Origin of the sequence: Bacillus cereus group sp. N21, from assembly GCF_016483395.1 — a bacterium.
GTDB classification, from domain to species: domain Bacteria; phylum Bacillota; class Bacilli; order Bacillales; family Bacillaceae_G; genus Bacillus_A; species Bacillus_A pseudomycoides.
Window position 1 is genome coordinate 26,754 of the sequence record NZ_JAEHBX010000039.1, and the last position, 18,582, is coordinate 45,335.

The window sequence follows — 18,582 nt, forward strand, 5'->3', positions numbered from 1 at the left end:
TACATATTATTTAAGACATGAGGAAGAAAAGAAAGAAAAATCCCCATCTCAAAAGGAGATGGGGATTTACGTCTTAATATTTCGGTCTAAACGTTTGGCAGCATGTTTCAACGCTTGTTGACGCAGAGCTTTCAAGTGTTTCACCTGTTAAGGCCGAATTTGTATAAGATTCATTTGATTGATTCGTGTTTTGATCATCAGGCTGGACAAAGATTGAATTCGCCTGACAAAAATTCCCTTGTCCCCAAAATGAACAATTGGACACAGAACAGCGTACCTCTGGCATAAAACCCCCTCCTTATACATTAGTGTGGGATTTTACACAGCTTTCATGTATAGAAGGAGTTTCCTTTTCTTATTACTTCTTGTTTTCTTTAAACCATTTTTCAAAAGTATCTTTTGGCTGTTCGCCACTAATGCGGCTTGCTTCTTTTCCGTCTTTGAAATGAATAATTGTTGGTGTTCCTTCAATTTTATAATCATCCCAAGTTGGGTTATCGTTTAAAATATCAATGACTTTCATATCAATGTTCATGTCTTTAGCCATTGGTACAACAATAGGTGAGACTTTTTCACAGTAGTGACAATCTGTTTGATAGAAGTAAATGGTTTGTTCTTTCTTTTCCTCGTTATTTTTACGAATATCAGAAGAAGAGATTTTATTTGTATAGTAATTTTTTTCTTGTTTCGCTGTATTTTTGTTTTCCATCTGTGTTACAGCAAAAATAGCTGCAAATAAGACGATAATAATACCGCCAAAGATAAGCATTTTTTTCATTATGTCATCTCCTTATTTATTTTTAATTACAATCAAACTACAAATGGCAATCGTGACAAATCCGATAAGTGCCAAAAATGGGATTGTGACAAATCCGAACCAGTTTATATATTCCCCCGTACAAGGCACACGTCCACAAGCTGCTCCTGCTGCTGAGAATGCAGAAACTTTTTGAATGGCATAATGATATAACGAAATACAGGCACCAATACTTGCAATTGGTAAAGAATATGTAGCAATGCGGTAGTCTTTTTTTACAACTGCAATACCAAGCCATAAAACAAATGGGTACATAAAAATGCGTTGATACCAACAAAGTACACAAGGCTCAAATTTCATGATCTCAGAAAAATATAAGCTTCCAAGTGTAGCAATAAAAGAAGCTCCCCAAGCAGTAAACAATGCATATTCTTGTTTTTTCTCACGTTTCATGTTTTTTACCTCTCTTATAATAGTTACATACTAAATTATAGTATGAAAAGGACAAGAAAATAAAGAGAAAATATTTTTATCAAGGAAAGTTTTATAAGGGGAAAACTTGGAAATAAAAAAACAAGGTCCATGAACCTTGTTTTTAGGGGGTGTTTACGGCTTTTGTAGCATTGAAAAATTTTTGAATTGCTTCTTTATTTGTTTCTGGATTTATTTTTAATACGGAACCAGCGTGTTTGGTAAGAGCAGATTCATACTCGTTATCAATTGGAATTCGCATCGTTTCTATATTATCAATGGGTTGAAACAAAATATTATTCCCAAGTGAAAAGAGCGTTGGTATATCTAGATTTGTTTTTATATATGGAGAGAGTTCATGTGCCATTATTGGTAAATTTAGTACCCCATCTATAGAGTGAACTTTATCAGTAAGGGTTTGTTTCAATGCCCGGAGTACTTCTTGTTGTCGTTTCACACGGCCAAAGTCACTTTCAGTATCATGGCGAAAACGCGCGTATTTTAGTAAATCTTTCCCGTGAAGAGGTTGTATTTCTGGCTTTACATGTAGTCCCATATCATCGATTATTGTTTGTGTAACATTCACTTCAATTCCTTCAGGTGCAATGGTATCCACAATTTTAACAAATGCTTCAAAATCAATCGTAACGTAATGAGAAACATCGATTCCAAAATTATGTTGAATCGTCTTTCGTAATAATTCAGGGCCGCCATAGTAGTAGGCAGCATTGATTTTATTATATTTTTTATCATAAGAAGGAATTTCTACATAACTATCCCGCATAATTGAAGCGAGCTTTGCTGTATTTTCTTTTTTATTGTACTGGGCAATCATAATTGTATCAGCACGGGCTTGTTGTTCACCTCGTGAATCGCTACCGATAATTAAGATATTCCATATGTTTTTCTCTTGTTTTACCCCTTGAAATAAATGAGGATTATTCGCTTTTTCACAACCAATTAGCAGTATCATCATGCTGAGAAATACGTACAAGGATTTATACAAATAATCACGTCCGTTCACTATTGATATGTGTATTATGAACGGATATGTGGAAAAATATTCAAAAAGCGCTATTCTCAAAGGGAGAATAGCGCTTCATTTACATTTGTACTTGGTCTATTTCTTCTATATGCGACTTTTGTGAAGCATGGTCGATATATTGGAATAGAAGTTGGAGTTGTTTATCTACTTCTGGTAGTTCTTTTCCATATTTGTAAGCATGTAAAAAATGCTCGATTCGTTTAGAAAATAATTGATCATCAGTTTGCACCATTAAAACAAGCAACTTGTCCCAATTACAACAATACGTGTAATAGAGAGCTTTATCGTAGTCGTTATATGTCTGCATTGTGTACCCTCCTTACTGAGGAGTTACATATAGTGTACGTCAATCGAGAAGAAAAACACTTGAAAGAATTTGCTAAGGGAAATGTTACGTAAAAAATAAAAAACGAGGAAATTCCTTGTTTTTACGCTTTTGGCATTGGGGTAGGCGTTGGTTTTGCGTAGCCTTCTTTATATTTATTATCAATGTATTTTCGAATTTCAAGAGTCGATTTTCCTTTTTGATGCATAGATGCAGATTCTACCGCAATTTCTAAACAGTTTACACAGGTCGTTGCGTGAGAATCCCAAACAACTTCTCCATTTTTCTTAATTTCACGAATAAAACAGTTTTTATTATTTTTATGTCCCACACTTTCTCCGCATCCACAGTAACAAGGTATCCAATTTAATAATTCGGCATTTTTTCCTGCAACTGTATAGATTTCTTTCATTTGTGGGTCTAGTTTGTCCAGAAACGTTGGTAGCGTGTCGATCCCTTTTGTTGTTTCTTGTATATCACCTTGCTGAGAATGGGAAGCGTGTTCTTCTTTCGGTTCAGACGTTTGTTTCTTGTCCGCTGCACCGCATCCAGAAAGCATAAGACTGCTTATTACAAGTAGAGAGAATAGATATTTTTTCATCTGCATATCCCCTTTGCCTTTGTATTAGTAAAATTGTACCAAAATCGCTAGTGCTTTCCTATGGTGAAGTTTTATTTTGTTTATTTTTCAATCGCCAGCGAATGGAATGCCATAGAAAAAGGAGAGGGATATAAACATATACGATATACAGACCAGCCCGAGATAGGAGCGTGTTCAATGTATTAATATGTTCTCTGTTTATAATAAATAAAGACGCGATATACACAACGAAAATGAAAAAAGGCAATGTAAACTTAAACGGAATATGGAACGATCGTTTCATGGATTGGCAAGAAGACCAAATCGTTACACAAAGATTAGGTAAAATGATGAGAAACCAAACAAAAATAATGATGTACTCAAATCGTTGAATGAAAGGAATTTTAATAATTTTAAGCATTGTTAAGGTTGCCCAAATTGTACGCTGCAAAAGTCCTTCACTAAAGTACATGAAAGAAATGAGTGCTAAGATAACGTAAATAATGGTTGTTAAAGCAATTCCACCGTGTGCCCATCTTTTTAGAGATTTTCCTTTTTCAATGAGTGGGTATACAAATAGTAATGCTTCAAATCCGAGAAATTCTAATATAGAATCTTTTGCTGATTGAAAAATTTGTAAAGGTGAATGCGTCAAAATAGGTAAAATATTACGGAAATGAGCATATTTCATTGGGAAAATTAAAAAAAAGATTACAAAAAAAGGAATGACGATCCCCCAAAAGCAGATACCGGTTACAGAGCGAAATCCACCTTTTATAACATAAAAAACAATGAATAAAAAGAGTACATTCAAATTCCACGATTTAAGTGTAGGAAATACCCAAACTTGAATGACTTCAATATATGTTTGAAGAATGGTAAGGCAAAATAAAAGAAAATAAGCAGTAAAGCATAGAGAAAAGAAAGATCCGATCCACTTTCCAAAGCATGTTGTATGTATATTGATTAAGTCGTTATCTTTCTCTAGCATCGCTAACATACAAAATAAAACAATGTGAGTTGCAAATCCCATAAGGATAAGGGAAATCCAAGCGTCATATCCAGCGCTTTTAATCAGGATACGTTGAAATCCTAAAATTCCTACTCCGATTTGAAGAGAGTGAACCAAAAAGAAAGCGAAGTAAGGAGATACTGTTAGTTCTTTGCTGCGGGTATTCATATCGTCACCTCATCATTCTCCGATACCAGATTGCACAACATTAACCTTTACATCAATATTTACATCTACAGATGGATACATTTTATGTATTTGTTGTATGTTCCATTTTCTCGTGCGGCTTCTAATTTGATCCTGTATTCCTAACGGATCTATTTGTTTTTGTTGAAATTGCTGAATCAAAGCTTTAGACTGTTTTTCCATCGTTTGCTCGATTTGTTTTTTGATATAAGCTATATTTTGAGGCTTCGTTAAATTAAGCCAATTCGGAGAATTTTTTATCAAACCATTTAGTTTTAAATGAATGTTTACTTTCGGAATCTCACCATTTCCATCAAGGTAATAGGTGCTTTTTCCAGATAAGTTTTGTGTGACTACAAGCCCTTTATGGCCATCTTTTTGGATGGACGTTTCATAACGACCATTTTTAGTAGGATGAGTCAGTAATTTTACTAAAAATGAATCTTTTTGATCGGCAAACATAACTACTTTGTCTTTTTTTAGAAATGCAAGTCCTTTTACTGTAGCCGCTTTATTATTACTCATTTGAATGTAAGGAATGAATGGATCGGATCCATATGAATAGTAATCATATAAAAAAATATTTAAAGTAGCACGAGGAATATTTTCATTCATCATATTTTGATCCAACAAGTCAGAGAGATATAATGAACCATTTGACGCAACATGTTTTAACAGCTTTTCTGCTGAGCCGTCGACAAATGCAAATTGTACATCCCTTCCAATATTGGGATCTCTTTGTAAATTATTCACAATATCACCAATTCCATATGTACCAAAAGACTTCCCAAATAACACGGTACGCATTTGTCCTACAACAACATTGTGAGGGGACTTTCCATTCATACGAGATGCGATTGTTTCAATCGAATTTGCCGATGTTGACTGAATTTTTGGTTTCGTCTGTACACCACGGGTATAGTCGGGATACAAAATCGTTCCTTGAACTTCTTTATTTTTGTTTATATCGAATCCCGCAACATGAATAATTCTTTGTGTATCAATAATTTGAGTTTGAGTGCAAGCAGATTGGAAAAATAATCCCCCAATGATCCATACAGTTAAAAATTTTTTCATGTCTTTTCACCATCACGTTTTGTCTTTGCTTTACTCGGGTTATAGCGCCAATTCGATTTTGGGCGTAGAAAAGAAGGACGCTGCGCTGTGTGGCTAAATGGGAAGCGAATAAAACCTTCAGATGCAGCTAAACCACGAAATGGATATAAGGGTACTAAGTAAGGTGATCCAAGTGATTTTAACTGAATTAAGTGCGTAAGTATCATCACAAATCCAACAATAAGACCAAGTCCGCCAAAGGCACCGGCTAAAACAATGAGTGGAAACCGGAGCAAACGAATTGTCGAAGACATCTTCACTGTCGGTGTGGTGAAAGAAGCTAATGCAGATAATGCGACTGCAATTAATAAAATTGTACTCGTTAAAGCAGCTTGAACAGAAGCTTGTCCAATAACAATTCCACCGACAATACCAATGGTTTGACCGACCTTTGTAGGTAAGCGTGCTCCAGCTTCACGAAGTAATTCAATTGTAATTTCTAAAAAGAGTGCTTCTAAAACTGGGGGAAAAGGTACATTGGCTCTAGAAAAAATAATAGGTCCTAACAAATCTGATGGAATCATTTGATAATGAAATGTTAAGACAGCTGTATAAATGGCAGAAGAAAATAGAGAAAATAAAGCACCAAAAAAGCGAATAATCCGGAAGAAGGAGCCGATGATCCATGGTAAATAATAATCTTCTGGAGAAACAAAAAAGTCTAATAATGTTGTTGGTCCGGCTAATGCATACGGTGATCCGTCTGTTAAAATTAATACTTGACCAGTGATAAGAGCGAATACAGCACGATCAACTCGCTCAGTTGGCAGTAAAACGGGAAAGGGTGAGTTACTATTATCACTCAAAAATTGTTCAATCATTGTCGCATCAAAAGGAACATCAAAATCAATATTTTGAAGACGCTGCGTCGCTGTATTAATGTGTTGTTCATTTGTTAGTCCTTTTATATAGGCAATGGTAACATGTGTCTTGGACATAGAACCGACAATAATCTCTTTAAAAATGAGTTGCTCTGTTATGATGCCGCGACGTAATAAGTGAATATTTATATCAATGCTCTCCACAAAACCAACTTTCGGTCCAATTACACTATATTCATTTTCAGTATCATTATATAAACGCTTACCAAGAACGGTACTTTCTGCTTGAATTAAAGCATACTGTGCAGCATGTGATGTATTTTGTAACTCTATGAGTACATATCCACCCAATAACTTTTCACGAATATCATCAATGGAAGGAGAGATAATAATGTCTTCAATAAAGACGATGTTTGTCAAGTCTGCAATGTTTTGGATTTGTTCTAATTGCTTTTTAATAGGTGTCAAAATAAATCGTTTAATTATGAGCTCTTCCACGACAGATTTATAAATAAAAAAGACAGAGTTTTCCATTTTCTGTTATGTTGTAGGATACAAAATCCGTAGATTCTTTCATCGTATGAATAAATTCTGGAATGGTACAGCTCATTTTTTTGTTTTTTGCTTTAGAATTTTTTCGTGGTAAGCTAAACAATAATTTTCACTCCTTCCCTTATATGGAATGCTCTTGTTAGTTTTTTTGGGAAGAACAAATTTTATACAGGAAACATAAAAAAGGAAGGGCAACAAATGCTTCTTCCTTTTTATGTTTAATTTGTCTTTTTTTCTTTCACAGACTGTATTAATTTCATCATTTCAGCTCTTATATCTTCTTTCTTCACGTTTAATTTTTCTGCGATTTGTTTAATATGCATGCCATCTTTTTTCATTTTTAATACGTCATTGAATGGTGTATTGCTTTTTTGTGCAATGATAGTTAAAACTGTAAGGTGATGCAAACGAATATTATTATCTTTCATTATTTTCTGCATTTGTTCTGGTGTGGAGTTTTGCATTTCGGCTACTTTTTGCAGTAGTGCTTTCTTCATTTCTTTACTCATATGGTGTTTATGCAGTTTCTTTGGATCCACGCCAAAATGCTTTGCTGTTTCTTTCCAAGATTTATTTTGTTTATAGTACAATAAAACATCTTTAATATCTTTTTTGCTAATCTTTGCAATGTGTGCTGCTTTCCAAATTTCATGCTTGTTGTATCCTTGTTTTTCTAACGACTGGATTTGTTCTTCTGAGATTAACTTATGATGATGCACCGCAACTTCTTTTTGCGAGGCAGCTGCAGCTGGGAAGACAGATACTCCACATAGCAGTGCTACCATAGCCATACTTAATACAATTCTTTTGTACATACAAATTCCTCCTAATTGAATGAAATGGAAAACTTTACACATAGCATGTCCGTAAGTTGTGAAAAACTTGTGAACATTTCAAGTTTTTTTCGCAATGTAACAAAAAAAAATTTTTATTAGTTTCACAACATAAAACATTGATTAATGGTAGAAAACTGCGTTATAATCGAAATTGAAAATCAATATCAATAACAAACTTATACATATAGATGAGAATAAGGGAGAGAAACATATGACTACATATACTTCCATTGCAAATATCATTAAAGAAAGACGTTCGATTCGTACATTTACAGATAGAGAAGTAGAAAAAGAATTATTAATTGAATTATTAAATGATGCAACGTGGGCACCAAACCATCAGCATCGTGAGCCATGGAAATGTAAATTATATATTGGTGAAGGACGTAAAACATTAGTAGATGCTGTATTAAATTCTTTTACAGAAGAAGAAAGAACAAAACGAGGTAAAATTTTATCCGATCGTTTTCTAAGTACACCAGCTCAAATCATTGTGTATATGGATGAAGATCCACGTCAAATCCAGCGCGATGAAGACTACGCAGCAGTATGTGCATTTATGCAAAACTTTCAGTTACTCGCTTGGGAACGTGGACTAGGCTGTGTTTGGAAATCAGGCGGATTGAATTATAATCCTTTATTTATAGAAGGAATTGGATTAACAAAAGGACAACGCATTGTTGGAATCCTTCATATTGGTTATTTCGATAAGAAGCCAGAAGGAAAAGAGCGCACGCCGATTATGGAGAAGCTTGAAGTTATTGAAGGGTAATAGATAAAGGTGGAAAGCTGGATGCAAATGATGTGAAATTTGTATCCGGCTTTTTTGTGCTTTTCTAGTACTTTTTTATATTGCAGTAATTGATGAGTATGTAAGTAAACACTTGCTAAACCATCGTAAAAGGTACAAGTATTGTCAAAAATATATGCTAGGGGATTACCCTTATAATATGTGCCAACGCTGTTATGAAGAGCAGTATCTGTCATATGATTATGAAGAAGACTACTGGTTAAAGTGAATGGTAGAGTATCTATTTTTCATCATTTCTCATGAAAGCTTGTTTTCCTTCATACACTTTCTTAAGGGAAAGTGTAAGGAGGGAAAATAATGAGAACTAGTGATGATAAAGCACTACAATATGCAATCGCTGAAATTACTGAAATTGCAACTGGATTTGGGCTGGATTTTTATCCGATGCGCTATGAAGTATGCCCAGCGGAAATTATTTATACATTTGGTGCTTATGGCATGCCGACGCGGTTTTCACATTGGAGCTTTGGGAAACAATTCTTCAAAATGAAGCTACATTACGATTTGGGACTTAGTAAAATATATGAGCTTGTCATCAACTCTGACCCATGTTATGCATTTTTACTCGATACAAATGCATTGATTCAAAATAAATTGATTGTAGCACACGTATTAGCACACTGCGATTTCTTTAAAAATAATATCCGCTTCTCAAATACAAAGCGCGATATGGTTGAAAGTATGGCAGCGACAGCAGAACGAATTAAAGCATATGAACATAAATATGGAAAAGAAGAGGTAGAAACGTTTTTAGATGCTGTTTTGGCCATTCAAGAACATATTGATCCATCGCTTATGCGGCCGAAGCTAGCTTGGAGCATAGATGACTTAGAAGAGGAAGAAGTAGAAAAGAAACGAGTTTCACAGTATGATGATTTGTGGAATTTAGATGATAGAAATAAAAAACGAGAACGGCCAAATATGCGGAAGAAAAAGAAAATCCCGCCGCAGCCAGAGAAAGATTTGCTGCTCTTTATTGAAGAATATAGTAGGGAGCTAGATGAATGGCAACGTGATATTTTAACGATGATGCGAGAAGAAATGTTGTATTTCTGGCCGCAACTAGAAACGAAAATCATGAACGAAGGCTGGGCATCGTATTGGCATCAGCGCATCCTCCGAGAAATGGACTTAACTTCAGATGAAGCAATCGAATTTGCAAAGCTAAATGCAGGTGTAGTTCAGCCATCAAAAACAAGCATTAACCCATACTACCTTGGTATTAAAATGTTCGAAGATATTGAAGAACGTTATAATAATCCAACTGAAGAAATGAAACGTCGTGGTGTAAAACCTGGATCAGGCCGTGAAAAAATCTTTGAAGTGCGAGAAATTGAATGGGATGTATCCTTCTTAAGGAATTACTTAAATAAAGAATTGGTTATGAGAGAAGATATGTACTTATTCCAGCGCCAAGGAAAAGAGTATAAAGTAATTGATAAAGAATGGGAACATGTGCGTGACCAGCTCGTAAATATGCGTACAAATGGAGGGTTCCCATACTTAGTAGTAGAAGATGGAGACTACTTAAAGAATGGGGAATTGTACATTAAACATAGCTACGAAGGAATCGAGTTAGATTTAAAATACTTAGAGAAAGTACTGCCATACATTCATCAGCTATGGGGAAGAACAGTCCATATGGAATCTAATGTTGAGAATAAAGGTGTTGTCTTCTCATATGATGGGAAGATGGTGCACCGGAAGTATGTGTGAAGCCGCTGGGATCAGCGGCTTTTTTATGAATTGGTAATTTAATGGAATTGTTAAATTTACATGTGATAATATTGTTGTATGTTTAGATTAAACTAGGGGAGTTTAGCTGAGTGAGATATAAAAATTACATAGATAACTGGAGAGGTTCAAATGAGTAAAGTAGGGGTATGTAAGGTGGATATTACACCTCCTTTAGGTATTGATTTTATTGGATATCATAGGGAAACAGGTATTAGTAATATTGAAGAACGTATTTATGCAACAATATATGTGTTTGAAAATAATCAAACAAAGGCGGTATTTATTAGCATTGATAATATAGGAATGCTAATAGAAGATACAATAACAATCCGAGAACAAGTAGCACATGAGCTGAACGTTTCATTTAAAAATATAACGGTTGTTTATACTCATACCCATTCTGGTCCCGAAACGGTCGGTGATGATTAATTAGTAAAGTCTTATAAAACGATTTTAATCACTAATGTAATCAAAGGAGCCGTTATTGCGAATGAAAATATGCAATTATCTGAGGTGGGGTGGAACGTAACGACGGGTGAAATAGGAGTAAATCGAAGAGAAAAAACATCTGACGGGAAAGTGAAAATGGGCATAAATGAAAATGGTGTTGTAGACAAACGAATTGGCGTTCTAGCAATCAGAAACTACAAAACAAAAGAACTAACTGGAATCATTATATTTTGTACTGCTCATCCTAATGTCTTAAAGTCAGATAGTGATAGATTATCAGCAGATTATCCGGGAGTGACAAGGGAGATTCTAGAACAAACATTAAACTGTCCTGTAATGATTGTTCAGGGAGCCGCTGGAAATGTAAATGCAAAATATCGTGGTTCTAAGGAAGCGTTAAAACAAATGGCTTACATATTGAGTGGGAGTGTCCTAACTATGTTACCAACAGTTACTTACAACCTAATTTCAGAGCTGAAAACTATTTCAACTACAATGAAAATGAAACTAAAGGATATTCCTGAGCTTGAAGAGATAAAAAGAATGGCACTACTAGCTGAAAAGCAGTGGGGGGTTAATACTGATGACTGGCTTAAAGTCGTTGTAGCTAAGCATAAAGAAAATATTAAACAGTTAACAATTGATTTGGAAATTCAATTGTTTCGGATCAATGATGGATCATTTTCTGGAATACCGATGGAACCTTTCTCAGAAACAGCTCTAGCTATTAAAGAAAATCTAAACAATGAACTAGCTTTTTTTGGTGGATATACGAATGGCTATCTTGGTTATTTACCAACAAAAGAGGAATATACATATGGAGGATATGAAGTGGAATTGAATCCTGTAGTGTATGGACCAACTACAAACTTATTAATGCCACCAGAAGAAAATACTGCTGAGTTGATTGTGAACAGAATTATGGAGCTATACAATAAATAAAATAACTTGGGGCTGTAGTGGAATAAAAAAGAGTCTAGTAGCAATAGTAGGAGCTTAGAAATAATCTGAGCTCTTGTTCTATATTTTACTTAAAATAAATGATGTTATTTCAAACGAATTTGCGAAGCTAAAAGCAAGCGTAGTATGATTTTACACATACCAAGCTTGTTTCAATTTTGTGAACAAGTATAAAGTTTGAGCTTTATATATTGTCATTCTATTTTTTTGTGTTTATTATATACCTATACGGGTATATGTAATTTGATGTCCTGTATATTTATATGTAGTAAGTAAAAAGAAGAAAAGTTAAATGAAAATAATCGTGGAGGTTATGAAAAGATGAGCAAAAAAATTGTTGTAGTCGGTGGAGTTGCAGGAGGAGCATCAGTAGCAGCACGTCTTCGTCGTTTAAGTGAAGTGGATGAAATTATTATGTTCGAGCGAGGCGAATATATTTCGTTTGCAAACTGTGGGTTACCATATTACATTGGTGGTGTGATTCAAGAGAGACAGAGGTTGTTAGTGCAAACTGTTGAAAAGATGTCAAAGCGATTTCATTTAGATATTCGTGTTTTAAGTGAAGTGATAAAAATTAATAAAGAAGAAAAAACAATTGTTGTGAAAAATGTAATGACAAATGAAACATACGAAGAGTCTTATGATATTTTAATTCTCTCACCAGGATCTAAACCAATTGTACCGCCTATTCCAGGAATTGAAACAGCAAAAACGTTGTTTACATTACGAAATGTACCAGATACAGATCGCATTAAAGGGTATATTGATGAGAAGAAACCACGTCATGCTACTGTTATTGGGGGAGGATTTATTGGTGTTGAAATGGCAGAAAACTTGAGAGAAAAAGGAATTGATGTGACGCTTGTTGAGATGGCAAATCAAGTAATGCCGCCAATTGATTATGAAATGGCAGTATATGTACACGAACATATGAAAAAGCATGGTGTTCAGCTCATTTTGGAAGATGGAGTAGATGCTTTTGAAGAAGGCGGAGCAGTCGTACGCTTAAAAAGTGGTTCGAAAATCAATACTGATATGGTAGTTCTGTCTATCGGTGTCCAGCCAGAGAGTAGCTTGGCAAAAGAAGCAGGACTAGAACTTGGAGTACGCGGGACAATTAAAGTAAATGACAAACTACAAACGTCTGATTCATCTATTTATGCCATTGGTGATGCGATTGAAGTAAAAGATTTTGTAACAGAAACAGAGACAATGATTCCATTAGCATGGCCAGCAAATCGACAAGGTCGTCTATTAGCGGATATCATTCATGGGCATACAGAGTCTGTATACAAAGGGACGATGGGAACATCAATTGCAAAAGTATTTGAATTAACGGTTGCTTCAACAGGAGTAAATGAAAAGATATTGCAGCGTTTAAATATACCCTATGAGGTAGTGCATGTACAGGCAAATTCTCATGCGGGTTATTATCCAAATGCATATCCAATTTTATTAAAATTGCTTTTTAATAAAGAATCAGGAGAAATCTATGGTGCACAAGCTGTTGGGCGTGACGGTGTAGATAAACGAATTGATGTAATTGCGACGGCAATGAAAGCTAAGCTAAAGGTAATGGATTTACCAGATTTAGAATTAGCATACGCACCGCCGTATTCTTCTGCAAAAGACCCAGTAAACATGGTGGGGTATGTTGCAAGTAATATGATTGAAGGGCTTGTAGATACAGTGCAGTGGCATGAAATTAATTATATTGCCCAAAAAGGTGGATATTTAATTGATGTTCGTGAACCGAATGAATTGAAACAAGGGATGATTAAGGGATCAGTTAATATTCCATTAGATGAATTACGTGAAAGATTGGATGCAATTCCAGTAAATGAAGAAATATATATTACATGCCAGCTAGGTATGAGAGGCTATGTTGCTGCACGTATGTTAATGGAAAAAGGATATAAGGTGAAGAATGTAGATGGTGGTTTTAAATTGTATGCAACTGCTTTACCAAACTGCATTGTATATTAATATATTAGGGGCTGTGGCTAATAATATAAGGTAATATAGTAGGAATTAATTTTAAATATAAAAATATGGCTTTACAAAATACCCTGAAGGGTATATGATGAGGTTGTAAATTCAAATAAGAATTTTACTACAATCTGGTGCAGTAGACATTTTTTTTAGATAAAGCATGTCTATTAAAGTATTGAGGTGATAGCACGTTGGAATATAATCAAGATATTAAAAATAGGTTGAAGCGAATTGAAGGACAAATTCGCGGTGTACTTCGAATGATTGAAGAAGAAAAAGATTGTAAAGAGGTTATTACACAATTAACAGCATCTCGCTCTGCTATGGATCGCACAATTGGATTAATTGTAGGAACGAACTTGGAAAACTGTTTGCGAGAACAATTTAAAAAAGGCGATACATCAAATGAAGATTTAATTAAAGAGGCTGTACAACTGCTTGTGAAAAGCAGATAATCTGTCAAACGAATGTGTTGACAGATTTTAAAAAGCATTTCAACATACCCGTACAGGTATATGTATATTGAGTGATGTAGTGGTAAGCTACTATAGAAAAAGAATAAGAAAAAATTTGAGTAGGGCAGTTAACTTTTAATTTTTTTAACAAAATTTATACCATAGGGGGTAAGGTAGTGAGTGCTATAGGATTACAAGCGAAAGATATTGCTGAGAAAGTTTTATTTAGAGAATTATTTATTTTAGATGTTCGTAATGAAGTGGATTATATGGATTGGAAAATTGAAGGAAAACAAGTTTCTTCTATTAATAAACCATACTTTGATTTGTTAGAAGGCGTAGAAAGCATCTTGGAAGAGTTGCCAAAGGAAAAAGATATTCTTGTTGTATGTGCGAAAGAAGGATCTTCCAAGTTTGTTGCTGAGCAACTTATAGAAGCTGGTTTGAAAAATGTTTATTATTTAGCTGGTGGTATGAAAGCTTGGAGTGAATATGTGAAGCCGATTAAAGTAGGGGATTTAAAAGATGGTGGCAGCGTGTATCAATTTAACCGTCTTGGAAAAGGATGTTTGTCCTATATGGTTATTTCAAATGGGGAAGCTGTAGTCATTGATTCTATACGGACAATTGAAGCATATGAGGAGTTTGCAAAAGAACAAGGTGCTATGATTACAAACGTTATGGATACACATTTACATGCCGATCATATTTCTGGTGGTCGTAAGTTAGCACAGAAGGTGAAAGGTACGTATTGGTTACCGCCAAAAGATGCTGAAGAAGTTGTTTTTTCTTATGAGCCACTTGTTGAAGGAATTGTCATTCAGGTGGGAGAAACAAAAATTGCTATTGAGACGATCTATTCACCAGGTCATACAATTGGAAGTACATCATTCATTGTAGATGATGTTTATCTTCTATCAGGTGACATTTTATTTGTAGATTCTATTGGTCGTCCGGATCTTGCGGGCAAAGCGGAAGACTGGGTAAGTGATTTGCGTAACACTTTATATAAACGTTATAAAACATTATCTCAAGATTTGATTGTTTTACCAGCGCATTATTCGAAAGCAAGCGAATTGGATGAGCAAGGGCGGGTTCGTGCAAAATTGAAAGATCTATTTAAACGAAATGCAGGATTAAATATTGAAGATGAGTTGGAGTTTCGAAAAACAGTTACAGAAAATTTACCGCTCCAGCCGAATGCATATCAAGATATTCGTCAGACGAATATGGGGAAAATCAATCCAAGTGTAGAAGAAGAGCGCGAAATGGAAATTGGCCCAAACCGCTGTGCGGTGCACGATTAATAATAAAAAAATATGTTGGAGGTATAGAATATGAATGCAAAACAAGTATTAGATGTGAAAGGCTTAGCATGCCCAATGCCAATCGTAAGAACAAAAAAAGCTATGGAAGCTTTACAATCTGGAGAAGTGCTAGAGGTTCATTTAACAGATAAAGGTGCAATAAAGGATATTCCAGCTTGGTCAAAAACAGGTGGACACGAAGTACTACAGCATACGGAAGAAAATGGTGTACTGAAGTTCTGGATTAAAAAGGCGTAAAACAAAAAGACCTGCTCTACGGATACGAATTGTATAGAGAAAGATTGGAGGAGATGGTGTATGAGTGCAAATGTAGTATTCAATATTGTTTTAACTATACTTGTTGCTTGGTTTATCATTTCTCGTTTTTTACCGGTTAAGGGAGTTAAAAATATAAACGGGAAAGAACTAAAGACGGAGATGAATAAAAAAAATAAACAATTTATTGATGTTCGTACACCTGGTGAATTTAGAGGGAATCATATTCAAGGGTTTCAGAATATCCCATTAAATGAGTTAGCACAAAAAGCGAGTCATTTAGATAAAAACAAAGAAGTAATTGTAATTTGTCAAAGTGGAATGAGAAGTAAACAAGCAACAAAAATGTTAAAAAAATTAGGCTTTCAACATATTACGAATGTCTCAGGTGGTATGAATGCTTGGAATTAAGGAGGAAATGAAAAATGAAAGAAATGACAGCAAAAGAATTAGAAAATAAATTGATGAATCATGAAGTATTACACGTTATTGATGTTCGTGAAGTGGAAGAGGTGATGGAAGGGAAAATTCCGGGAGCTATTCATATTCCACTTGGCCTGTTGGAATTTCGCATGCATGAATTAGATAAAAATAAAGAATATATTATGGTGTGTCGCTCTGGTGGGAGAAGTTCACGAGCTGTTCAGTTTTTAGAAAGCTATGGTTTTGGGGTTATAAATATGACTGGTGGTATGTTAGATTGGGAAGGTAAAATAGAATAATACGGAGTACGACGCAGGGTTCTTTTATAAATAAAGGATTTTGTATATTTCGCAAAATACCCGTATAGGTATATCGAGGTAGGGAGTTAACATGGAGAAAAAGAAAAAAACAACGATTGTTTTGTTTAGTGGAGATTACGATAAGGTGATGGCAGCTTATATTATTGCCAATGGTGCAGCGGCGTATGATCAAGAGGTGACTATTTTCCATACGTTTTGGGGGTTAAATGCACTTCGAAAAGATGAATATGTAAAAGTAAAGAAAAACTTCTTAGAGAAAATGTTTGGAAAGATGATGCCTCGCGGTGCAAATAAGATGGGCTTATCTAAAATAAATTTTGCCGGTATGGGCCCTCAAATGATTAAGCATGTTATGAAAAAGCACAATGCTATGCCGCTTCCAGATTTAATTGATATGGCAAAAGAGCAAGGTGTTAGGCTTGTAACTTGTCAAATGACAGTTGATTTATTAGGACTAAAAGAAGAAGAGATTATGGAAGATGTTGAATTTGCTGGTGTGGCAGCTTATCTAGCAGATGCTTCTGATGGAAATGTGAATCTATTTATTTAAAGGTAATTCATTAAAGAACGCCTTCTTTCTAGAAGGGAGAAAAATAAAGATGAGCTTCAGTTTTATGATTGTAATCTTTCTTATTGGTTTTGTTGGTTCATTTATATCAGGAATGGTTGGTATTGGCGGTGCTATTATTAATTATCCGATGATTTTATATATTCCTGTGCTATTAGGGTTTACTGGTTATACGGCACATGAAGTAAGTGGTATTACAGCTATTCAAGTGTTTTTCGCAACATTTGCAGGTGTATGGGTTTATCGGAAAAGCGGTTATATAAATGAAACATTGGTGCTATATATGGGAACGAGTATTTTAGTGGGAAGTTTTGTCGGGAGTCTAGGTTCAAGAGTATTAGATGCAGGGCAAGTTAATATTGTATATGCTATTTTAGCTACGATAGCAGCTATTATGATGTTTATTCCGAAAAAAAATCGCAGCGAGCTTCCTTTAGAAGCATTGACGTATAATAAAGGATTAGCTAGTGTTTTAGCATTTATCGTAGGTACTTCTTCTGGTATTGTTGGAGCAGGCGGTGCATTTCTACTTGTGCCAATTATGCTTGTCATTCTTAAAATCCCTACACATATGACAATTGCAACTTCATTAGCAATTACTTTTATTTCATCTATCGGGATTACAATTGGAAAAGTAACTACAGGACAAGTGGTAGTACTGCCGTCTATAATGATCGCGATTGCAAGTTTAATTGCTTCACCGCTTGGAGCAAGTGTAGGGAAGAGGTTAAATCAAAAAATATTGCAGTGGATATTAGCGATATTGATTGTTTCAACATCTATTAAAATTTGGATGGATATCGCATTGTAATATGATTTTTGGGAAGTGTATTACCAGATATTACCGGATAGATATTTGAAGAAGAAGGCTAGTATAGAAAGAATGTAAGAACGCCACTAGAGAACCAGTGGCATTCAAGTTATTAAGCCCAAATAAGTTTCATTAATCTTTCATATTCATCATTTGCAGCTTTATATAATAGTCTAGTATGCTCAAATACAAGGGCAGGGTTAAAGTATGGTTCTGTAAATACAAGGGAAGTTGAAATATCAATGGAGTCGCTGTTACTAATTGTGAATTTTGCGAATCTATATGCTGTATTTAGTTCGTTGATTAAATGTAATATTTCGCTTTTCTTAGCTGAATCAGGAACTTGAGCGACATTGAAGCAATATATATCGACAGTAGGATGCTCGTTATGAAAGGCAGCGATAAGACGAACTTTTGCACCACTCTCTGTTTCTAAGTTTACTGAAAAAAATACAGAGCCATCATTCTCATCTATGTTTTCTTCCATATGTATTTCATTGGATTGTAGATAATCTTTAAAGTCTGAAACGTTATGCTTTACTGCGGCTTTCATATGTTTGTGCCTCCTGTTAATTAGAATATAATTCTACCTTTTATTATAATTTAAAGATATTGAAATTGATAGTTAAAAAAATTAGAATTTTTGTTGTTTTCAAAATTATATTAGGGTGTATAAAAACCCAGCTCTATCTCTATTGAACTGTACCCCGAATCGTGGACACTTAAAAAAAGTCCATGCTTCGGGGTTTTTGTGTATCTTTACACTCATTC

At 34.7% G+C, this 18,582-nt stretch carries 20 protein-coding genes and 2 pseudogenes; 11 read left to right on the plus strand and 11 right to left on the minus strand.

Annotated features, from left to right (window positions below):
* Nucleotides 1-73: 73 nt before the first annotated feature.
* The 10 genes and pseudogenes from JDS96_RS19880 to JDS96_RS19925 all read right to left on the minus strand — a co-directional run bounded on the left by JDS96_RS19880 (nucleotide 74) and on the right by JDS96_RS19925 (nucleotide 7,680).
* Nucleotides 74-286 carry a DUF1540 domain-containing protein gene (locus JDS96_RS19880; RefSeq protein WP_018782370.1) on the minus strand — a complete coding sequence of 71 codons (213 nt, stop codon included), beginning with the start codon at nucleotides 284-286 and terminating at the stop codon, nucleotides 74-76.
* Between the two features lie 72 nt (nucleotides 287-358).
* The gene (locus tag JDS96_RS19885; RefSeq protein ID WP_199667795.1) at nucleotides 359-778 is read right to left on the minus strand and encodes a thioredoxin family protein; all 420 of its coding nucleotides are present in this window, start codon (nucleotides 776-778) and stop codon (nucleotides 359-361) included.
* Between the two features lie 12 nt (nucleotides 779-790).
* On the minus strand, nucleotides 791-1,210 hold the full coding sequence (locus tag JDS96_RS19890) for a disulfide formation protein C (RefSeq protein WP_003195354.1): 420 nt from the start codon (nucleotides 1,208-1,210) through the stop codon (nucleotides 791-793).
* A gap of 142 nt (nucleotides 1,211-1,352) precedes the next feature.
* The gene (locus JDS96_RS19895; RefSeq protein ID WP_026008665.1) at nucleotides 1,353-2,234 is read right to left on the minus strand and encodes an LCP family protein; all 882 of its coding nucleotides are present in this window, start codon (nucleotides 2,232-2,234) and stop codon (nucleotides 1,353-1,355) included.
* A gap of 97 nt (nucleotides 2,235-2,331) precedes the next feature.
* Nucleotides 2,332-2,580, minus strand: a complete 249-nt coding sequence (locus JDS96_RS19900; RefSeq protein WP_018766899.1) for a YhdB family protein — start codon at nucleotides 2,578-2,580, stop codon at nucleotides 2,332-2,334.
* 121 nt (nucleotides 2,581-2,701) lie between these two features.
* Entirely contained in the window at nucleotides 2,702-3,199 is a 498-nt protein-coding gene (locus JDS96_RS19905; protein WP_018766898.1) for a PCYCGC motif-containing (lipo)protein, read from the minus strand.
* A 58-nt stretch (nucleotides 3,200-3,257) separates the two neighbouring features.
* Nucleotides 3,258-4,358 carry a GerAB/ArcD/ProY family transporter gene (locus JDS96_RS19910; RefSeq protein WP_199667796.1) on the minus strand — a complete coding sequence of 367 codons (1,101 nt, stop codon included), beginning with the start codon at nucleotides 4,356-4,358 and terminating at the stop codon, nucleotides 3,258-3,260.
* Nucleotides 4,359-4,370: 12 nt separating this feature from the next.
* Nucleotides 4,371-5,453: a Ger(x)C family spore germination protein gene (locus tag JDS96_RS19915; protein WP_097793665.1), complete on the minus strand. Its 1,083-nt coding sequence runs from the start codon at nucleotides 5,451-5,453 to the stop codon at nucleotides 4,371-4,373.
* Nucleotides 5,450-6,968 (minus strand): annotated as a pseudogene (locus JDS96_RS19920) (spore germination protein). The gene JDS96_RS19915 and the pseudogene JDS96_RS19920 overlap by 4 nt, the downstream one beginning before the upstream one ends.
* Before the next feature lie 115 nt (nucleotides 6,969-7,083).
* The gene (locus JDS96_RS19925) at nucleotides 7,084-7,680 is read right to left on the minus strand and encodes a hypothetical protein (RefSeq protein ID WP_199667797.1); all 597 of its coding nucleotides are present in this window, start codon (nucleotides 7,678-7,680) and stop codon (nucleotides 7,084-7,086) included.
* A 232-nt stretch (nucleotides 7,681-7,912) separates the two neighbouring features.
* On the opposite strand from JDS96_RS19925, the gene JDS96_RS19930 reads away from it, so the two are divergent.
* From JDS96_RS19930 to JDS96_RS19980, 11 genes and pseudogenes are all read left to right on the plus strand, one after another.
* On the plus strand, nucleotides 7,913-8,473 hold the full coding sequence (locus tag JDS96_RS19930) for a nitroreductase family protein (protein WP_018766894.1): 561 nt from the start codon (nucleotides 7,913-7,915) through the stop codon (nucleotides 8,471-8,473).
* A 336-nt stretch (nucleotides 8,474-8,809) separates the two neighbouring features.
* On the plus strand, nucleotides 8,810-10,228 hold the full coding sequence (spoVR, locus tag JDS96_RS19935; RefSeq protein WP_199667798.1) for a stage V sporulation protein SpoVR: 1,419 nt from the start codon (nucleotides 8,810-8,812) through the stop codon (nucleotides 10,226-10,228).
* A gap of 150 nt (nucleotides 10,229-10,378) precedes the next feature.
* Nucleotides 10,379-11,641, plus strand: a pseudogene (locus JDS96_RS19940) (neutral/alkaline non-lysosomal ceramidase N-terminal domain-containing protein).
* 339 nt (nucleotides 11,642-11,980) lie between these two features.
* Complete coding sequence (gene cdr / locus JDS96_RS19945) at nucleotides 11,981-13,645, plus strand: CoA-disulfide reductase (protein ID WP_199667799.1); 1,665 nt, start codon at nucleotides 11,981-11,983, stop codon at nucleotides 13,643-13,645.
* Between the two features lie 197 nt (nucleotides 13,646-13,842).
* Nucleotides 13,843-14,106 (plus strand): metal-sensitive transcriptional regulator, encoded by a 264-nt coding sequence (locus JDS96_RS19950; RefSeq protein ID WP_199667800.1) that lies wholly within the window; start codon nucleotides 13,843-13,845, stop codon nucleotides 14,104-14,106.
* Between the two features lie 176 nt (nucleotides 14,107-14,282).
* On the plus strand, nucleotides 14,283-15,413 hold the full coding sequence (locus JDS96_RS19955) for an MBL fold metallo-hydrolase (RefSeq protein WP_199667801.1): 1,131 nt from the start codon (nucleotides 14,283-14,285) through the stop codon (nucleotides 15,411-15,413).
* A gap of 30 nt (nucleotides 15,414-15,443) precedes the next feature.
* Nucleotides 15,444-15,671, plus strand: a complete 228-nt coding sequence (locus JDS96_RS19960; protein ID WP_003195379.1) for a sulfurtransferase TusA family protein — start codon at nucleotides 15,444-15,446, stop codon at nucleotides 15,669-15,671.
* 60 nt (nucleotides 15,672-15,731) lie between these two features.
* On the plus strand, nucleotides 15,732-16,100 hold the full coding sequence (locus tag JDS96_RS19965; RefSeq protein WP_003195381.1) for a rhodanese-like domain-containing protein: 369 nt from the start codon (nucleotides 15,732-15,734) through the stop codon (nucleotides 16,098-16,100).
* A gap of 14 nt (nucleotides 16,101-16,114) precedes the next feature.
* The gene (locus JDS96_RS19970; protein ID WP_006093617.1) at nucleotides 16,115-16,411 is read left to right on the plus strand and encodes a rhodanese-like domain-containing protein; all 297 of its coding nucleotides are present in this window, start codon (nucleotides 16,115-16,117) and stop codon (nucleotides 16,409-16,411) included.
* 91 nt (nucleotides 16,412-16,502) lie between these two features.
* On the plus strand, nucleotides 16,503-16,982 hold the full coding sequence (locus JDS96_RS19975) for a DsrE/DsrF/DrsH-like family protein (RefSeq protein ID WP_199667802.1): 480 nt from the start codon (nucleotides 16,503-16,505) through the stop codon (nucleotides 16,980-16,982).
* Between the two features lie 49 nt (nucleotides 16,983-17,031).
* Nucleotides 17,032-17,811, plus strand: coding sequence for a sulfite exporter TauE/SafE family protein (locus tag JDS96_RS19980; protein ID WP_033795907.1), 780 nt, complete (start codon nucleotides 17,032-17,034; stop codon nucleotides 17,809-17,811).
* Between the two features lie 112 nt (nucleotides 17,812-17,923).
* Here the strand turns inward: JDS96_RS19980 and JDS96_RS19985 are convergent, their stop codons facing one another.
* The gene (locus tag JDS96_RS19985) at nucleotides 17,924-18,364 is read right to left on the minus strand and encodes a YbjN domain-containing protein (RefSeq protein WP_003195390.1); all 441 of its coding nucleotides are present in this window, start codon (nucleotides 18,362-18,364) and stop codon (nucleotides 17,924-17,926) included.
* Between the last annotated feature and the right edge of the window lie 218 nt (nucleotides 18,365-18,582).

Excerpts from the sequence above, each read along its gene's own strand:
- JDS96_RS19880 (WP_018782370.1), bottom strand. The coding sequence starts at position 286 with ATGCCAGAGGTACGCTGTTCTGTGTCCAATTGTTCATTTTGGGGACAA.
- JDS96_RS19885 (WP_199667795.1), bottom strand. The coding sequence starts at position 778 with ATGAAAAAAATGCTTATCTTTGGCGGTATTATTATCGTCTTATTTGCA.
- JDS96_RS19890 (WP_003195354.1), bottom strand. The coding sequence starts at position 1,210 with ATGAAACGTGAGAAAAAACAAGAATATGCATTGTTTACTGCTTGGGGA.
- JDS96_RS19900 (WP_018766899.1), bottom strand. The coding sequence starts at position 2,580 with ATGCAGACATATAACGACTACGATAAAGCTCTCTATTACACGTATTGT.
- JDS96_RS19905 (WP_018766898.1), bottom strand. The coding sequence starts at position 3,199 with ATGAAAAAATATCTATTCTCTCTACTTGTAATAAGCAGTCTTATGCTT.
- JDS96_RS19910 (WP_199667796.1), bottom strand. The coding sequence starts at position 4,358 with ATGAATACCCGCAGCAAAGAACTAACAGTATCTCCTTACTTCGCTTTC.
- JDS96_RS19915 (WP_097793665.1), bottom strand. The coding sequence starts at position 5,453 with ATGAAAAAATTTTTAACTGTATGGATCATTGGGGGATTATTTTTCCAA.
- JDS96_RS19925 (WP_199667797.1), bottom strand. The coding sequence starts at position 7,680 with ATGTACAAAAGAATTGTATTAAGTATGGCTATGGTAGCACTGCTATGT.
- JDS96_RS19930 (WP_018766894.1), top strand. The coding sequence starts at position 7,913 with ATGACTACATATACTTCCATTGCAAATATCATTAAAGAAAGACGTTCG.
- spoVR (WP_199667798.1), top strand. The coding sequence starts at position 8,810 with ATGAGAACTAGTGATGATAAAGCACTACAATATGCAATCGCTGAAATT.
- cdr (WP_199667799.1), top strand. The coding sequence starts at position 11,981 with ATGAGCAAAAAAATTGTTGTAGTCGGTGGAGTTGCAGGAGGAGCATCA.
- JDS96_RS19960 (WP_003195379.1), top strand. The coding sequence starts at position 15,444 with ATGAATGCAAAACAAGTATTAGATGTGAAAGGCTTAGCATGCCCAATG.
- JDS96_RS19965 (WP_003195381.1), top strand. The coding sequence starts at position 15,732 with ATGAGTGCAAATGTAGTATTCAATATTGTTTTAACTATACTTGTTGCT.
- JDS96_RS19970 (WP_006093617.1), top strand. The coding sequence starts at position 16,115 with ATGAAAGAAATGACAGCAAAAGAATTAGAAAATAAATTGATGAATCAT.
- JDS96_RS19975 (WP_199667802.1), top strand. The coding sequence starts at position 16,503 with ATGGAGAAAAAGAAAAAAACAACGATTGTTTTGTTTAGTGGAGATTAC.
- JDS96_RS19980 (WP_033795907.1), top strand. The coding sequence starts at position 17,032 with ATGAGCTTCAGTTTTATGATTGTAATCTTTCTTATTGGTTTTGTTGGT.
- JDS96_RS19985 (WP_003195390.1), bottom strand. The coding sequence starts at position 18,364 with ATGAAAGCCGCAGTAAAGCATAACGTTTCAGACTTTAAAGATTATCTA.